We start from the raw sequence: 14515 nt of genomic DNA on the forward strand, positions 1-14515 counted from the left end.
TTTTTGGTGCTATCTTAGCAACTGAATGGGCTGGTTATTAAGGGATTGTATTTTCAAGGGGAAAGTAGAATAGAGGTTGGTTGGTTTTGAAATATTCGCAATGAAAATGAGAAAAGGTTGAGGATTTTTAATTTTTAGGTAAGAGAGAGGGGTAGGGGGTAGGCAGGGTGAGAGATTAGGAAGAGTTATGTGAGGGGTATGAGCTTAGGATTTTGATGTTTTGTATGATTTTAGTTGGTAATTGAGCCTTGTGGATTGATATTTTTTTATTAACTTTGCAGCCTCATACTACATTCGATGAAAAAGAAAACTTCAGATATAAATGATAGTCTTAGCGTGCAAGGGGCACGTGTGCATAATCTTAAAAATATTGATCTTACGATTCCGCGGGAGAAACTTGTAGTATTTACAGGTCTTTCGGGGAGTGGGAAATCATCATTAGCTTTTGATACTATTTACGCTGAGGGGCAGCGCCGCTATATAGAGACCTTTTCGGCTTATGCTCGTCAGTTTTTGGGGGGCTTGGAGCGTCCTGATGTGGATAAGATAGATGGGCTGTCGCCAGTGATTGCCATAGAGCAAAAAACGACTTCCAAATCGCCTCGATCAACGGTGGGTACTATTACGGAGATTTATGACTTTTTGCGCTTGCTTTTTGCTCGAGCCTCGGATGCTTTTAGTTATATGACGGGCGAGAAGATGGTGAGCTATACTGATAATCAAATTCAGGAGCTTATTACCAAAGAATACAATGGCAAGCGGATTAATATTTTAGCCCCAGTGGTGCAATCACGCAAGGGGCATTATCGTGAGCTTTTTGAACAGATAGCCAAACAAGGCTTTGTGAAGGTGCGTACCGATGGGGATATACGTGATATTGAGAAAGGTATGAAGCTTGACCGTTACAAGAATCACGATATTGAGATTGTAATAGACCGCATGCTAATGGATGATACCGAGGATGCACAAAAACGCCTTCAAGAAACGATAAAGATTGCGATGAACTACGGCAATGATGTGCTGATGGTATTGGAACACGAAGGGAAGAAGGTGCAGTATTTTAGCAGGCACCTTATGTGTCCTACTTCGGGTATATCGTATCCTATGCCAGAGCCTAATACCTTTTCATTCAATTCGCCCAAAGGGATGTGCCCGCATTGTAATGGGCTGGGAGAAGTACAGGAGATTAATGTAGGGAAAATGATTCCAGATGATTCAGTCTCTATTAAGAATGGAGGTATTCTGCCAGTAGGGAAGCAAGAGAATACGTGGATATTCAAACAGCTGGATATGATTGTACAGAAGTTTGGTTACAAGCTCTCGGACCCTATAAGCAAACTACCTAAAGAAGCTTTGGATATTATTTTATACGGAGGGAAAGAGAAGTACACTGTAAAATCGGAAGTGTTGGGCATCAGTCGTGATTTTGAAATAGACTTTGAAGGTATAGTCAATTTTATTAGTAGCCAGCATGAGAATGCCGAAACAACTGCTTTAAAGCGCTGGGCTGAAGAGTATATGGATACCGTGCCTTGTGAGCATTGCCAAGGGACGCGTTTAAGAAAGGAAGCCCTTTATTTCAAAGTAAATGATAAGAATATAGCAGAGCTATCAGCCCTTGATATTACAGAATTATTGGCGTGGTTTAAGGAGCTTCCTAAGCACTTAAGCAGCAAGCAATACAAGATAGCAGAGGAGATTATAAAAGAGATTACCAGTAGGCTACAGTTTCTGATAGATGTAGGGCTTACTTACCTATCACTTAATAGAAGCTCTAAATCACTTTCGGGAGGAGAAGCGCAACGCATACGCTTGGCTACCCAGATAGGTTCGCAACTTACGGGAGTGCTTTATATTTTGGATGAGCCTAGTATAGGACTACATCAGCGGGATAACAAGCGGCTTATCAGCTCACTGAAAGCCTTGCGTGATATAGGGAACTCGGTAATAGTAGTGGAACACGATGAGGAGATGATTCAGGAAGCTGACTATGTGGTAGATATAGGGCCTAAAGCAGGAGTGAATGGAGGTAATATTATTTTTGAAGGAACCCCCCAGCAGCTTTTAAAAGCTCCTACACTTACTGCAGATTATATGAGTAGGCGCAAACAAATAACGATACCTACCCAAAGGCGCAAAGGCAATGGTAAAGAGATAATACTGAAAGGCTGTACAGGAAATAACTTGAAGAATGTGAGTGTGAAATTCCCCTTAGGAATGATGATAGGCGTAACAGGGGTATCGGGTAGTGGTAAATCGACCCTTATTAATGAAACACTATACCCTATACTTAATGCACACTTTTTTAACGGAGTGAAGAAGCCAATGCCTTATAAGAGCATTGAAGGATTGGAACATATTGATAAAGTAATAGATATAGACCAATCGCCTATAGGACGTACGCCACGTTCAAACCCTGCTACTTATACGGGAGTGTTTAATGAAATACGAGCTCTTTTTAACCAAACACCCGAGGCACAGATACGCGGGTATAAGCCAGGTAGGTTTAGTTTTAATGTGAAAGGCGGGCGTTGTGAAACTTGTGAAGGCTCGGGTATGAAGGTGATAGAGATGAACTTTTTGCCTGATGTGTATGTGCCTTGTGAAACTTGTAAAGGAAAGCGTTTTAATAGAGAAACCTTGGAAGTGCGTTACAAAGGCAAATCAATAGCCGATGTGCTAGATATGACTATTAGTGAGGCAGTACAATTCTTTGAACCTATTCCTAAAATATACCGAAAACTCAAAACTATTGAAGAGGTTGGTTTGGGATATATTACCTTGGGGCAGCAATCAACCACCCTATCGGGAGGAGAAGCCCAACGAGTAAAGCTGGCAACAGAACTCTCCAAGATTGATACAGGTAATACTTTTTATATATTGGATGAGCCTACTACAGGGTTACATTTTGAAGATGTAAAAGTACTATTGGATGTGCTTGACCGCTTGGTTGATAAAGGGAATACTGTACTGGTGATTGAACATAATATAGATGTAATACGCAAAGTGGATTACATCATAGATATAGGATATGATGGCGGTAAAGGTGGAGGAGAGGTAGTAGCTTTTGGTACCCCTGAAGAAGTAGCAAAAAACAAAAAAAGCTTTACAGCAGAATACTTAAAATAGAAATACAATGGATGAGAAAGTAGAAAACTTATTGGAAGGTGTACTACGAGGATGCCCACAGAAAATCTTTGTGAAAAAGGTAAAACAGATAAAGAAGAATTACAGTTTTACCAAGCATGATACAGTATCGGCTATTAGTCAGTTATGTGGATTACTGTATATAGTAGATAGATATGATTTGGCTTTGGAAGTAGCAAAACTTATCAATCATATTCCTTTTAAAGGGAGTTGGCATATTTGGAATAGTGTATCGGGAGTATTGGAAATAGAACATCTTATTCATACAGAAAGAGGAGAAGAAGAAGAGGCTGCCAAATCCTTACATCTATTTAAATCAGCTCATTTAGGAGATGACTATGCTGAACAGCCACAAATAACTATAAAACCTATTCTTAGAAGGCTTAATGGAGACTTGCTTTGCTTTAACGAAATACAAGAAAAACAAAATGAGAATGACCTTAAAGGAGAGATTACTTGGCGGTTTAGTCATTTTAGAGAACTTAACTTTATGCGTACTATGGGAGGCTCGGTTCTTTACCCTGTAACTACCTTAGAAAAAATGATAGCTGATGAGAAGGAGTTTATAGCTAAGCATATTGATAAAGCTTTATTTTAGAAAAAATACATAATTTATAATATAAAAATGATAGAAGTAACGCAACAGAAGATTGAAGAGCTTGCCCCCAATGCTGAGGCGGCTAAAAAAGGACGTGAGTTGGTGAAGAAAAACAAATTCAGCAACTTAAAAATCAACTCAGAAAAGAACCTTATATGGGGTGAATGCGCAGGGAGTGGGAAGAATCCTTACTACTGCTCTGCCGATTATATAGACCCTAATAACCCTGTATTCCGCTGTAACTGCCCGAGTAGACAGTTTCCGTGTAAACACTCTGTGGGTTTGCTTTACTGTTTTGAAGCGAATGCTGGTCAGTTTACCGAAGGAGAAGTACCTGAGGACATTCTCTCTAAGCGTGACAAGATAGAGAAGAAACAAGAGAAGAAAGCTCAAGAAAAGGAATCTATCAAGGAGAAAGCCGAGAAACCTAAGAAGGTAAATAAGGCTGCTTTCACTAAGAAGGTTGATGCTCAGCTCACTGGTATCGAAACTGCCCAAAAGTTGTTGCGTGATATAGTGAATACGGGGCTTTCTTCAGTGGATGCTAAAATGCGTGCAACCCTCAAGACACAGGTAAAAGACTTAGGAAACTACTACATAGGCGGTATTCAAACGGCTTTTAATAACTTGCTTTTATCGATTGAAGAAGTAGAGGAAGAGGAATATACTGCGGTGGTAGACAACTTAAACTATCTTTCAGCTTTGCTTAAGAAGTCATCTGAGTATCTAAAAGCACGCAAAGAAGACCCAGAAGGGACTCCTGAACTGTCTTCAGCAATTGAAGAGCAAATAGGCTATGTGTGGAAACTTGTTGAGTTGATGCAATATGGGCAATATGAAGAAAATGCTTCTTTGGTGCAATTGTCATTCAACAGTTATGACAATGAGGCACGCAAAGAGTATGTAGATGAGGGCGTATGGCTGAACCTCAAGACGGGTAAAATCTATAAAACGCTCAACTACCGCCCTTATAAAGCCGCGAAGTATATCAAGGAAGATAATAGTGTGTTCAGCGTGTTACAACTAAAAGACCTTTACATCTATCCTGGGGATACCAATCCGCGTATTCGTTGGGAGGCTGATGGAGCTTCAGAGTGTCCGCTATCACAAGCTGACCTTGCAACAGTGAAAGGTTTTGCTTCGGGGCAATTTGCCGAGACGATAAAGGCTGTAAAGAACACTATTAAGAATCCACTAATGGATAAACACCCTGTAGTGCTTTTGGCGTTGCATAAGGCTTATAGAGTAGGGGAGGACTTGGTAGTAGAAGATGCCAATGGTTTTGCTATCACCCTAAGAGATATTAAGGAAGGCGCTGTATCACCAACAGGCAATCTGAAGTCGTTTTTGCCAGCAAATGCCGATGGACTCTCACTTGTAGTAATGATGCACAACGATGTAGCTAGCGGATTGCTATCAGCGCAACCACTTTCACTCATCACTAAAGAGAAAGTAATTAGACTACTATACTAATAGATAGCTAAAAAGCCCCCATTCCCTAGAAGAGGGACAATCCGCAAAAGCAAGTATTTATTAGCGAATAATTATTTTAATGCGGACTTTGGGTTAATTGTTAATTATCAATTGTCAATTATTATGAAGCCTTTATACGATTTACAACAAGAACTGAACCGCTTGTTTATAGCGGGAAGTAAGTTTGCTAAGAACGACCCACGCCTACAGAAGCACGTTCCTATACTGAAAAAGTTAGGTGAAAAAGCTCCTGTATTCAATAAATTAGCCCAAGAAGTAGAAGCTTTGCTACAAGTAGAGAGCACACAAGCTGCTGAAAAACTATTGGGTGTTTCTACTTTGCTCTATTCTGTGCTCTATACTCAAGGTATTACTATAGAGGCAGAGGCTACAAAAGAAAGTCAAATTCCTACGATACAATTGGCGGATGTGAATACTACCTATTCCTATTTACAGCTGAAACCTGTACTGCAAGCCCTTACACAAAGCAACTCAGGACGTTTGGAAATATTGCAAGATGCCTTTGAACGCAAGGTATTTGACGATTCACGCACTTATGGGTACTTGAGTTATGCTTTAGCTGACAAGTATTCAGAGCTCACTTATTACGTTGAAAACACTATCATTCCTACTTGCGGAAAAGCGATGATACCTTTTCTCATTGCCGACTTCCGTTTAGAAGACAAAAATGAGAATGTACGCCGATTGCGTTTGTTATACCAATTAGGATATGCAGAAATAGGCACCTTAGTAGACAAAATATTTAGTGAAAATCTTCCCAATCTGCAAGCAGAAGCTATTGATATAATAGCAGACAAGAAAGATGAACAAACTGAAGCATTTATCATCAGTTTGACGGGTGATAAGAACAAAGCCGTACGAGGAGCAGCATATAGCGCCTTAGCAAAACTCGGTACGCAACGCAGTATTGATAAACTTTACGAATTGTACAACACCAATAAGCAGAAAGGCAATGCAGAGCTCTTAGCAGAAGCTATCGCCAAAGTAGCTGCTCCTGAGTATTTCTTACCGTTTGTAGATAAAATACAGGAGCGCTATCAGCAGTTATTAACCATAGACACTTCAGATGGTAAAAACCTTGCAACAGCTTTTGAACGCTTTGCTATTGATATAGATATTTTAGCAAATAAGGATTGTGAAGGAGTATATAGGCTCTTCTCCGAGATGTTGCAGAACAAAGACTTCAATGCGTTACGCAAAAGAGTTTTTAAAAATACTTACGACCCTACCGCTACTAATATGATGGGCGTGTTTAATACTTTTAATAATGATAAAGTGCTTGCCTTTTATGACGCTCACAAGCAGTTTCTTACTCATAACAATGGTTATAGCGAAATGTGGATTAACTATTTCTGTGGCGCTTTCAAGAATGAGAACTACAGTAAAGAAAAGCTCTTTGAGGTATTTAGTATTCAATTAGGAAGATCGGCAGCGACAGAAGAAATATTGCGAACTTTTAGTGGTATAGAGGGCAGTTATGCTTATCATAGCTTTAAAGAATCAAAAGTGAGAGTGGATAGGTTAGACCCTCGCTGGGTAAACACTTTCTATTCTTTTATTGAAAGCCTTAAAAAGCTTAACAATAATTATACTCATATAGTGCTTTTTATCCTTGATGCTTTAGAAGGAACAAGCCAAAGATTAGATGATTTACTCTTAAAAGCACTTGCTCAATCATATTCGGATGATATGATATGGTTATATCGTTTGATATTAAAGCGCAATTTTCCTAATAAGTTCGAATTAATTTATCACTCATTAGAAAAAATAAAAGCAGGTAATTCTTATTACTATCTTTACTATCTTTCTAATTCAGACTTTTGGAATCAGTTTCCTAAGGAATATGTACAGAAGTTTAGAGCTTTGGCAAAGAAGAATAGGCTAAATGTATTTGAAGACATAGCAGATGAGATTGAGAAATCAGTTAAATAGTAGATTAAAATGAAACCCTTATACGATTTACAACAAGAACTGAATCGCTTGTTTATAGCGGGAAGTAAGTTTGCGAAGAATGACCCACGCCTACAGAAGCACGTTCCTATACTGAAAAAGTTAGGTGAAAAAGCCCCTGTATTCAATAAGTTAGCCCAAGAAGTAGAATCTTTGCTACAAGTAGAAAGTACACAAGCTGCCGAAAAGTTATTGAATGTTGCTACTTTGCTCTATTCAGTACTCTACACACAAGGTGTTACTGTAGAGGCTGAAGCCGAAAAGAGCGATCAGGTTCCCACTATCGCTTTAGCAGATGTGAATACTACCTATTCCTATTTACAGCTGAAACCCGTGTTACAAGCTCTTACTGAGAGCAAGTCGGGACGCTTGGAAGTGCTTAAAGATGCTTTTGAACGCAAGCTGTTTGACGATTCGCGGACTTATGGTTACTTGAGTTATGCTTTAGCAGATAAATACACTGAACTTGCCGATTATGTAGAGGAAACTATTATCCCCCCTTGTGGGAAAGCAATGCTCCCCTTCCTTTTATCAGACTTTCATTTTGAGGACAAAACAGAACACGTACGCCGATTGCGTTTGCTACACCAATTAGGTTATGAAGGAATAGATGCTTTGGTAGATAAAATATTTGCCGAAAACTTGCCTAACCTACAAGCTGAAGCCGTCATTATACTTTCAGACAAGAAAGATGAAAAGACAGAAGACTTTATCATTAGTTTGGCAAGTGATAAGAATAAAGTGGTACGAGGAGCAGCTTATAAAGCGTTAGCCAAACTCGGTACGCAACGCAGTATTGACAAACTTTACGAATTGTACAGCAATAACAAACAGAAAGGAAATGCGGAACTCTTAGCAAATGCTATTGCTACAGTTCCGTTAGCCTCGTGTTATCGGCCGTTCGTTCAAAAGGTACACGAACGCTTTAAAGCAGTGCTTTCAATGGATGAAACAGATGAAAAAACTCTAGTAGCAGCCTTTGAGCAACTACCTATTGAGATAAGTACTCTCCAGAATAAAGATTACTCTGAAACCTATACTATTTTAGGCGAAATATTAAGGAATAAAACCTTTAATGCAATGGCTAAAAAGCGTTCAGTAAGTAATTATTATATTGCACCTCAAATACGTTCAGTACTAGCAACTTTTAATACCGAAAAGGTAATTGCTTTTTATGATGAGTATAATACTGAGGTATTAGGTAATACTTGGACATACTCGCTAAGTCTTGATTTTTATTATCGTGTACTCGAAGGACAAGGTAATTTTTCTAAAGAAAAGATATACGATATTTTTGCTCCTCAGTTTGGTAAAGTATTCACTCCTCAGGATATAATGCAACCTCTTAGTGGTAAAACACGTATTATTTATGACTCTTCAGGCTATGCAAACCGTGAAATTAAACCTATTACTAAAGAACAGTTAGACCCACGTTGGGCAGACCTTTTCTATAATTACTTTGCAGGACTTAAGAAGTATGATAGTCACTATGATTTAGATGCACTTGCTATTCTCAATATTTTAGAAGAAAATAGTGAGCGACTTAAAGAACTTACTCTTAAGGTGCTTCCTAAAGTCTATCATTATGGGAAAGAATTTATGTATCGCTTTATTATGAAAAGCAATATTGTTAATAAGTTTGAGGTGTTGTTTGAGGATATGTCTAAAATCAAAAATCAGGTGTATATTTACCATACTCTTGTTAATGATACCGACTATTGGAAACTATTTCCTAAAGAATATGCTCTAAAATTCCGCGAATTACACGAGAAAACAAAGAGCGATTTCTTTAAAGAAATAGCATGGCAAATTGAACAAACACACTAATAATAGTTTAAAGCATAAAGCTTCTTTATTATGTAGGAATAAATTATCTATATTGAAGTAAGAACCAATAATAAGTAATTAAGAGGCAAACAAAAGCGTACATTCATTTTTGAATGTACGCTTTTATTTTGTTGTTTTTTTTAATTCAAATTCTATAATATTGTACATATTTTCAAGCTGATATATTAGTCCTTGGTTCAGAGGTTCATCAGATAATAATAAGTTTTCTATACCTTTACCAAATGCCTCTAGTGTTTTTTTATTGTTAAGCCATTCTGTAATTTCATTATTAAGTTCTTTATGTTCATCTTTAAAATATGAATGTTTATATATAATGCCTATAGGTTGTAAGCTATATATGAAAATTTCTTCAAAATGCCGAATAGCACTTATCTTATGAGCACTGCTTATCCAGTATTCTAATAAAGGTTGTAAGGATAAGCCCGACAAACCAAAGCAAACTAACCAATCTTCAGCAGTTACTAATTCAAAATTTTCTTCATCTAATACAGCTTTAAAAAAAGCTGAAGCAAACTGTTTAACAAATGCTAACTCTGTAGGTTTCCAAATATCAGTGCGCTCAAAATGACATTTAGATAGAGAAAAACCTTCATCTATATAGAAAATCTTACCTTGAGTGAGAAGTTCTAGCATACGAGGTAAAAAATAATGTACTTCTATAATAGCTTTATCACTTGATGCTAACATTGCTCCTACATAATTACCTATTTGTGTAGCACTAAGTTTATGCAAAGGTGTGCATATCAAATCTTCAATTTCAGCTGGAGTAATACAATTACCACAATCGCAAACCGATAAATGTTTATTAATACTATAAGCTGAAAAAATCTTATATCCTTCTTCTATATAAGGTTCTAATTGTCTGTATTTCTTCATATTATTCATTATCTAAATAATTGATCCAAACACAAGTACATCCTCCTTTCTTATCATAAATAGATTCAATAGCACCCCAATTAAAAGAACGTTCTTTACCTATATGAGCTGTAAGCCACTGGTCATAGTACTTTTGGGTTACTAACTCCTGTTCTTCACTCCAATTATCCCATGAAGTGCATCTTTCATTCATTTCAAAACATAAGTTCTCTAGTTTTTCTCCTTTAAAACAAAGTGATATACTAAACAGTTTCCCTTCAAAAGGACAATTGTAAAAGTATAGCCAAAAATACCCCGTCCCTACTTCCCATACTTTGTTATCAGGGAAACGCTCTTTAAGGGCTGTAAAAGTAGTTTTAGTATTGATAATTTCTCCTTCTATAAGAAGAAAGTCTCCATTATGAGTGTTCAGAAAGTTCATAATCATTAAGAGGCAGTCTTTTGCAAAACAGCCTCTTTTTAGTTTTAGTTCTCTTTATATAAATCAATCAAGCCTTCGGGAGTATTTACAATGATTTTTCGTCCTATACGGTCTACTTTTTCAATAAAGCTATCAATGATAGGGATAAGTATTTCATTGCCTTGCTCATCTTCTATTTCAAACAGAGCCTGCATAGTAGTATCATTTACACCTATTATCTTTCCTACTTTTCCAAATTGTTTGTCCTCTACCTCAAAACCTATAACCTCGTGGTAATAGAATTTGTTACCACTAAGTTTAGGCAATGCAGCCAAAGGTAAATACAATTTGTGTTTCAGCAGTGCTTCAGCATCAGCTTCTGTATCTACTTCTTCAAATTTCACTCGTAATAGGTTTGCCTTGTGCAATGAGCTTCGTTCAATAAAAAAAGGAACCAGGTTGTTGCCCAAAGCAACAAATACTGATTCCAATTCTTCATACATTTCAGGGTCATCCGAATCTAATTTGATTAGTAATTCCCCTTTAAAGCTAAACTTCTGCACAATTGTTCCTATATAAAAACAATCATTCAGTGTCATTCTTATGCTTCAGTTTCTTGTGTTTCTTCAGCAGTAGCTTCTTCTCCTTCAGCTTGTTCAGCAGTTGCGGCTGCAGCAGCTTCAGCAGCTTTAGCAGCAGCTTCATTCTTACGTTTTTCGTTAGCTTGTTTTTCAGCTTCTAAGGCTTTAGCTTTAGCAGCTGCTTTGTCTTTAGCCAATTTTTCTTCTTTAGTAGTTACTTTGTTGCTTTTAGCTTCTACCCAAGCGTTAAATTTAGCTTCAGCTTGTTCTTCAGTAAGAGCTCCTTTAGCTACCCCACCAAGCAAGTGGTGTTTTAAAAGTACCCCTTTATATGAAAGGATACGGCGGGCAGTATCACTAGGTTGTGCCCCATTTTGTAACCATTTTACAGCTGCATCTACATCTATTTCAATTTGTGCAGGGTTAGTAATAGGGTTGTAAGTTCCTAATTTAGCAAGGAATTTACCATCGCGTTTAGCGCGTGAATTTGCGGTAACAATCCAATAGAAAGGTTTGCCTTTTTTACCGTGACGTTGTAGTCTGATTTTTACTGGCATAAATAATTTTAATTAGTGAGGTACTCGACCTCGTTATTAATTCGGGCGCAAAAGTACAACATCTTTTTCTAACAGCCAAATAAAAAAGTAATTAATTTATAGGGGTTAGTTTCATTCCTTTTGCTTTCTCTAGCATAAAGGCTTTTGCTGCCTCATATTCATTAGGTATCTTTCCTTCTAAAATAGCCTCTTTTATAGCTTCTTTTAGTACTCCTATAGGCCGTGAAGGTGGCAAGCCAAAGGTCTCCATTATCTCTTCTCCACTTATTGGTGGCTGAAAGTTGCGTATATGATCTTTTTCTTCTACCTCTACTACTTTTTGGCGTACTATCTGGAAGTTATCGTGGTATTTCTTGAACTTTTTAGGATTTTTAGTCGTAATATCTGCCTCACATAGGGTCATAAGGTCTTCAAACTCTTCTCCTGCATCAAATACCAAGCGGCGTACTGCCGAATCAGTAACTATATCCTCAGCTATGATAATAGGTCTAGAACTCATTTTCACGATTTTCTGTACATACTTCATTTTATCGTTCAAGGGCATACGTAAGCGCTTAAAAAGGTGATACACCATCTTGCTGCCTACAAATTCATGACCGTGAAATGTCCAACCTATCTTTTTGTCAAAACGTTTGGTAGGGGCTTTCCCTATGTCGTGTAGCAATGCTGCCCATCGTAGCCAAACATTATCAGTATTTTCCGAAATGTTATCTACTACTTCCAGTGTATGCCAAAAGTTATCTTTATGGCGCTGTCCATCGTGTTCTTCTACCCCTTGTAGGGCGATAAGCTCAGGTAATATATAGTGTAATAATCCTGTATCGTATAGTAGTTTAAGCCCTACAGAAGGTTTAGGGGCCGCCAATATCTTGTTCAGCTCCTCTACTATGCGTTCGTACGATATGATTTTAAGTCGTTCTTTATTTTTAGTAATTGCCTTTAGTGATGTTGTTTCTATCTCAAAGTTTAGTTGTGTAGCAAAACGAATAGCGCGCATCATACGTAGCGGGTCGTCCGAGTAGGTAATATCAGGATCTAAAGGCGTCCGTATTAATTTGCGTTCCAAATCTCCCAATCCGTCAAAAGGGTCTATCAGCTCACCAAAAGTATCTTTGTTTAGTGAGAAAGCCATAGCGTTGATAGTAAAGTCACGGCGGTTTTGGTCATCTTGCAGGGTACCACTTTCTACATAAGGCTTGCGCGAGTTCGCCTCATAACTCTCACGGCGTGCTCCTACAAACTCAATATCTAAGGTATCCACCTTAATCATCGCAGTACCAAAGTTCTTAAATACCGATACTTTTGGGTTGTTAGGTAGGCGTTCAGCTACTTTTTCAGCCAATGAAATACCACTTCCTATTGATACTATATCTATATCCTTTGGGAGTTTCTTTTTTAGCAGATAATCGCGTACAAAACCTCCTATTACATAACTCTCTAACGGTATTTCTGCCGAAATATCGCTTATAAGTGCAAAAATAGGGTTTGTAAGTGCTTCAGTATAGTTCATTAAAATTCGTTAATTGTTTTGCGAATGGCAACCAAACGCGTTAAAAGCCCTTCCAGCAGGTCAAGGTGTAGCATATTAGCCCCATCGCTCTTAGCATTTGCTAGGTCAAAATGCGTTTCTATAAATAGTCCATCTATGTTGTTCACTACAGCAGCACGTGCTATGGTTTCAATCATATCTGGTCTACCCCCCGTTACACCTGTGTTTTGGTTAGGCTGTTGTAGTGAGTGGGTAACATCCATTACCACAGGGGCAAACTGCCGCATAGTGGGTATACCCCTAAAATCCACAATAAGGTCTTGATAGCCAAACATAGTACCTCTATCGGTAATAAGTGCTTTCTTATTGCCACTATCAAACACTTTTTGCACAGCATACTGCATACTTTCCGGACTCATAAACTGTCCCTTTTTCAAGTTCACCACTCTTCCTGTTTCAGCCGCAGCCACTACTAAGTCTGTTTGTCTTACCAAAAAGGCTGGTATCTGTAGCACATCCACATATTCAGCTGCCATAGTTGCATCACTCACTTGGTGAATGTCTGTAACTGTAGGAATCCCAAAAGTTTGTCCTACTTTTTGCAGTATTTTCAACGCTTTTTCATCGCCTATTCCTGTAAATGAATCTATCCTACTACGGTTTGCTTTCTTAAAGCTCCCTTTAAAAGTATAAGGTATGTTCAGTCTTTGGGTAATATCTACTATCCGTTCAGCAATTTTCATTGCCATATCCTCTCCTTCAATAGCACAAGGGCCTGCCAAAAGGAAAAAATTATTCTCTTTATTCATCTTCTTTTATTTAGGTTTTAAACATTTACATCAACCATATAAGTCGTATGATTTAATCTTATATCGTCTTTAGAATCTGCATTAGGTAATTGTATTTTTTGCTCAATATGAACAGGTTCTTCAGGGGTGAAGAATATCTTTTTGATATTTGCAGTAAATAAATTCACTGCTATAGCTAGCAAAATTACCCCAAATAGGTTATGTACAAGCGTAATCCCTTGCTTTCCTAACGCTTTTTCTATCCTTTCCGACGATTTTAGTACAATATATACAAAAATCATATTCAAAAGGATAGCTACAATGATATTTTCAACGTGAAACTTCGCTCTAAGTGATAAAACAGTAGTCAAAGACCCAGCTCCAGCTACCATAGGGAAGGCAAGCGGAATGATAGAAGCCGATTCTGGCGTAGTCCCCTTATAAATAGTAATACCCAAAATCATCTCCAAGGCAAGGAAGAAAAGTATGAATGACCCCGCTATCGCAAACGCCTCTACCGATACGCCAAATAATTTCAGCAACTCTTTCCCCAAGAAAAGAAAAACCACCAGCAAAGCACAAGCTACTATAGTTGTCGTTTCCGATTGTATTCGCCCTGTTTTCTTGCGTAAATTAATGATAATAGGCACACTACCAATAATATCTATCACCGCAAACAATACCATAGTTGCCGAAGCAATTTCCTTTATATCAAAATTCATAATATCAAAATTTGCCGCAAAAGTACAAAACAATTATCAATTAACAATAAATAAGGAATAATTTT

At 37.8% G+C, this 14515-nt stretch carries 12 protein-coding genes; 5 read left to right on the forward strand and 7 right to left on the reverse strand.

All coding sequences use genetic code 11. The annotated features are described in order from the left end of the window. The first annotated feature begins 297 nt into the window (after positions 1-297). From uvrA to C4H12_RS02325, 5 genes are all read left to right on the forward strand, one after another. Positions 298-3129 carry an excinuclease ABC subunit UvrA gene (gene uvrA / locus C4H12_RS02305; protein ID WP_106097483.1) on the forward strand — a complete coding sequence of 944 codons (2832 nt, stop codon included), beginning with the start codon at positions 298-300 and terminating at the stop codon, positions 3127-3129. A gap of 7 nt (positions 3130-3136) precedes the next feature. Further along, entirely contained in the window at positions 3137-3745 is a 609-nt protein-coding gene (locus C4H12_RS02310; protein ID WP_106097484.1) for a DUF6707 family protein, read from the forward strand. 27 nt (positions 3746-3772) lie between these two features. Next, a complete protein-coding gene (locus C4H12_RS02315; protein WP_106097485.1) occupies positions 3773-5218 on the forward strand; it encodes an SWIM zinc finger domain-containing protein in 1446 nt (481 codons plus the stop codon). Between the two features lie 123 nt (positions 5219-5341). Beyond that, positions 5342-7171, forward strand: a complete 1830-nt coding sequence (locus C4H12_RS02320) for a HEAT repeat domain-containing protein (RefSeq protein WP_106097486.1) — start codon at positions 5342-5344, stop codon at positions 7169-7171. A 9-nt stretch (positions 7172-7180) separates the two neighbouring features. Then, the gene (locus C4H12_RS02325) at positions 7181-9016 is read left to right on the forward strand and encodes a HEAT repeat domain-containing protein (RefSeq protein ID WP_106097487.1); all 1836 of its coding nucleotides are present in this window, start codon (positions 7181-7183) and stop codon (positions 9014-9016) included. A gap of 123 nt (positions 9017-9139) precedes the next feature. Here C4H12_RS02325 and C4H12_RS02330 read toward each other — a convergent pair whose 3' ends face one another. The 7 genes from C4H12_RS02330 to C4H12_RS02360 all read right to left on the reverse strand — a co-directional run bounded on the left by C4H12_RS02330 (position 9140) and on the right by C4H12_RS02360 (position 14450). Then, entirely contained in the window at positions 9140-9913 is a 774-nt protein-coding gene (locus tag C4H12_RS02330) for a hypothetical protein (RefSeq protein WP_106099401.1), read from the reverse strand. Between the two features lies 1 nt (position 9914). Next, positions 9915-10334, reverse strand: a complete 420-nt coding sequence (locus C4H12_RS02335; RefSeq protein WP_254424792.1) for a hypothetical protein — start codon at positions 10332-10334, stop codon at positions 9915-9917. 44 nt (positions 10335-10378) lie between these two features. Next, on the reverse strand, positions 10379-10912 hold the full coding sequence (rimM, locus tag C4H12_RS02340; RefSeq protein ID WP_106097489.1) for a ribosome maturation factor RimM: 534 nt from the start codon (positions 10910-10912) through the stop codon (positions 10379-10381). A gap of 2 nt (positions 10913-10914) precedes the next feature. Continuing rightward, positions 10915-11451: a 30S ribosomal protein S16 gene (locus C4H12_RS02345; protein ID WP_106097490.1), complete on the reverse strand. Its 537-nt coding sequence runs from the start codon at positions 11449-11451 to the stop codon at positions 10915-10917. Positions 11452-11542: 91 nt separating this feature from the next. After that, on the reverse strand, positions 11543-12961 hold the full coding sequence (locus tag C4H12_RS02350) for a CCA tRNA nucleotidyltransferase (RefSeq protein WP_106097491.1): 1419 nt from the start codon (positions 12959-12961) through the stop codon (positions 11543-11545). Then, the gene (gene kdsA / locus C4H12_RS02355) at positions 12961-13749 is read right to left on the reverse strand and encodes a 3-deoxy-8-phosphooctulonate synthase (protein ID WP_106097492.1); all 789 of its coding nucleotides are present in this window, start codon (positions 13747-13749) and stop codon (positions 12961-12963) included. Before kdsA ends, C4H12_RS02350 begins: the two co-directional genes overlap by 1 nt. A 17-nt stretch (positions 13750-13766) precedes the next feature. Continuing rightward, positions 13767-14450: a MarC family protein gene (locus tag C4H12_RS02360; protein ID WP_106097493.1), complete on the reverse strand. Its 684-nt coding sequence runs from the start codon at positions 14448-14450 to the stop codon at positions 13767-13769. Positions 14451-14515 lie beyond the last annotated feature (65 nt).

This window comes from Capnocytophaga sp. oral taxon 878 (assembly GCF_002999135.1).
Taxonomy (GTDB): domain Bacteria; phylum Bacteroidota; class Bacteroidia; order Flavobacteriales; family Flavobacteriaceae; genus Capnocytophaga.

Excerpts from the sequence above, each read along its gene's own strand:
- uvrA (WP_106097483.1), top strand. The coding sequence starts at position 298 with ATGAAAAAGAAAACTTCAGATATAAATGATAGTCTTAGCGTGCAAGGG.
- C4H12_RS02310 (WP_106097484.1), top strand. The coding sequence starts at position 3,137 with ATGGATGAGAAAGTAGAAAACTTATTGGAAGGTGTACTACGAGGATGC.
- C4H12_RS02315 (WP_106097485.1), top strand. The coding sequence starts at position 3,773 with ATGATAGAAGTAACGCAACAGAAGATTGAAGAGCTTGCCCCCAATGCT.
- C4H12_RS02320 (WP_106097486.1), top strand. The coding sequence starts at position 5,342 with ATGAAGCCTTTATACGATTTACAACAAGAACTGAACCGCTTGTTTATA.
- C4H12_RS02325 (WP_106097487.1), top strand. The coding sequence starts at position 7,181 with ATGAAACCCTTATACGATTTACAACAAGAACTGAATCGCTTGTTTATA.
- C4H12_RS02330 (WP_106099401.1), bottom strand. The coding sequence starts at position 9,913 with ATGAAGAAATACAGACAATTAGAACCTTATATAGAAGAAGGATATAAG.
- C4H12_RS02335 (WP_254424792.1), bottom strand. The coding sequence starts at position 10,334 with ATGAACTTTCTGAACACTCATAATGGAGACTTTCTTCTTATAGAAGGA.
- rimM (WP_106097489.1), bottom strand. The coding sequence starts at position 10,912 with ATGACACTGAATGATTGTTTTTATATAGGAACAATTGTGCAGAAGTTT.
- C4H12_RS02345 (WP_106097490.1), bottom strand. The coding sequence starts at position 11,451 with ATGCCAGTAAAAATCAGACTACAACGTCACGGTAAAAAAGGCAAACCT.
- C4H12_RS02350 (WP_106097491.1), bottom strand. The coding sequence starts at position 12,961 with ATGAACTATACTGAAGCACTTACAAACCCTATTTTTGCACTTATAAGC.
- kdsA (WP_106097492.1), bottom strand. The coding sequence starts at position 13,749 with ATGAATAAAGAGAATAATTTTTTCCTTTTGGCAGGCCCTTGTGCTATT.
- C4H12_RS02360 (WP_106097493.1), bottom strand. The coding sequence starts at position 14,450 with ATGAATTTTGATATAAAGGAAATTGCTTCGGCAACTATGGTATTGTTT.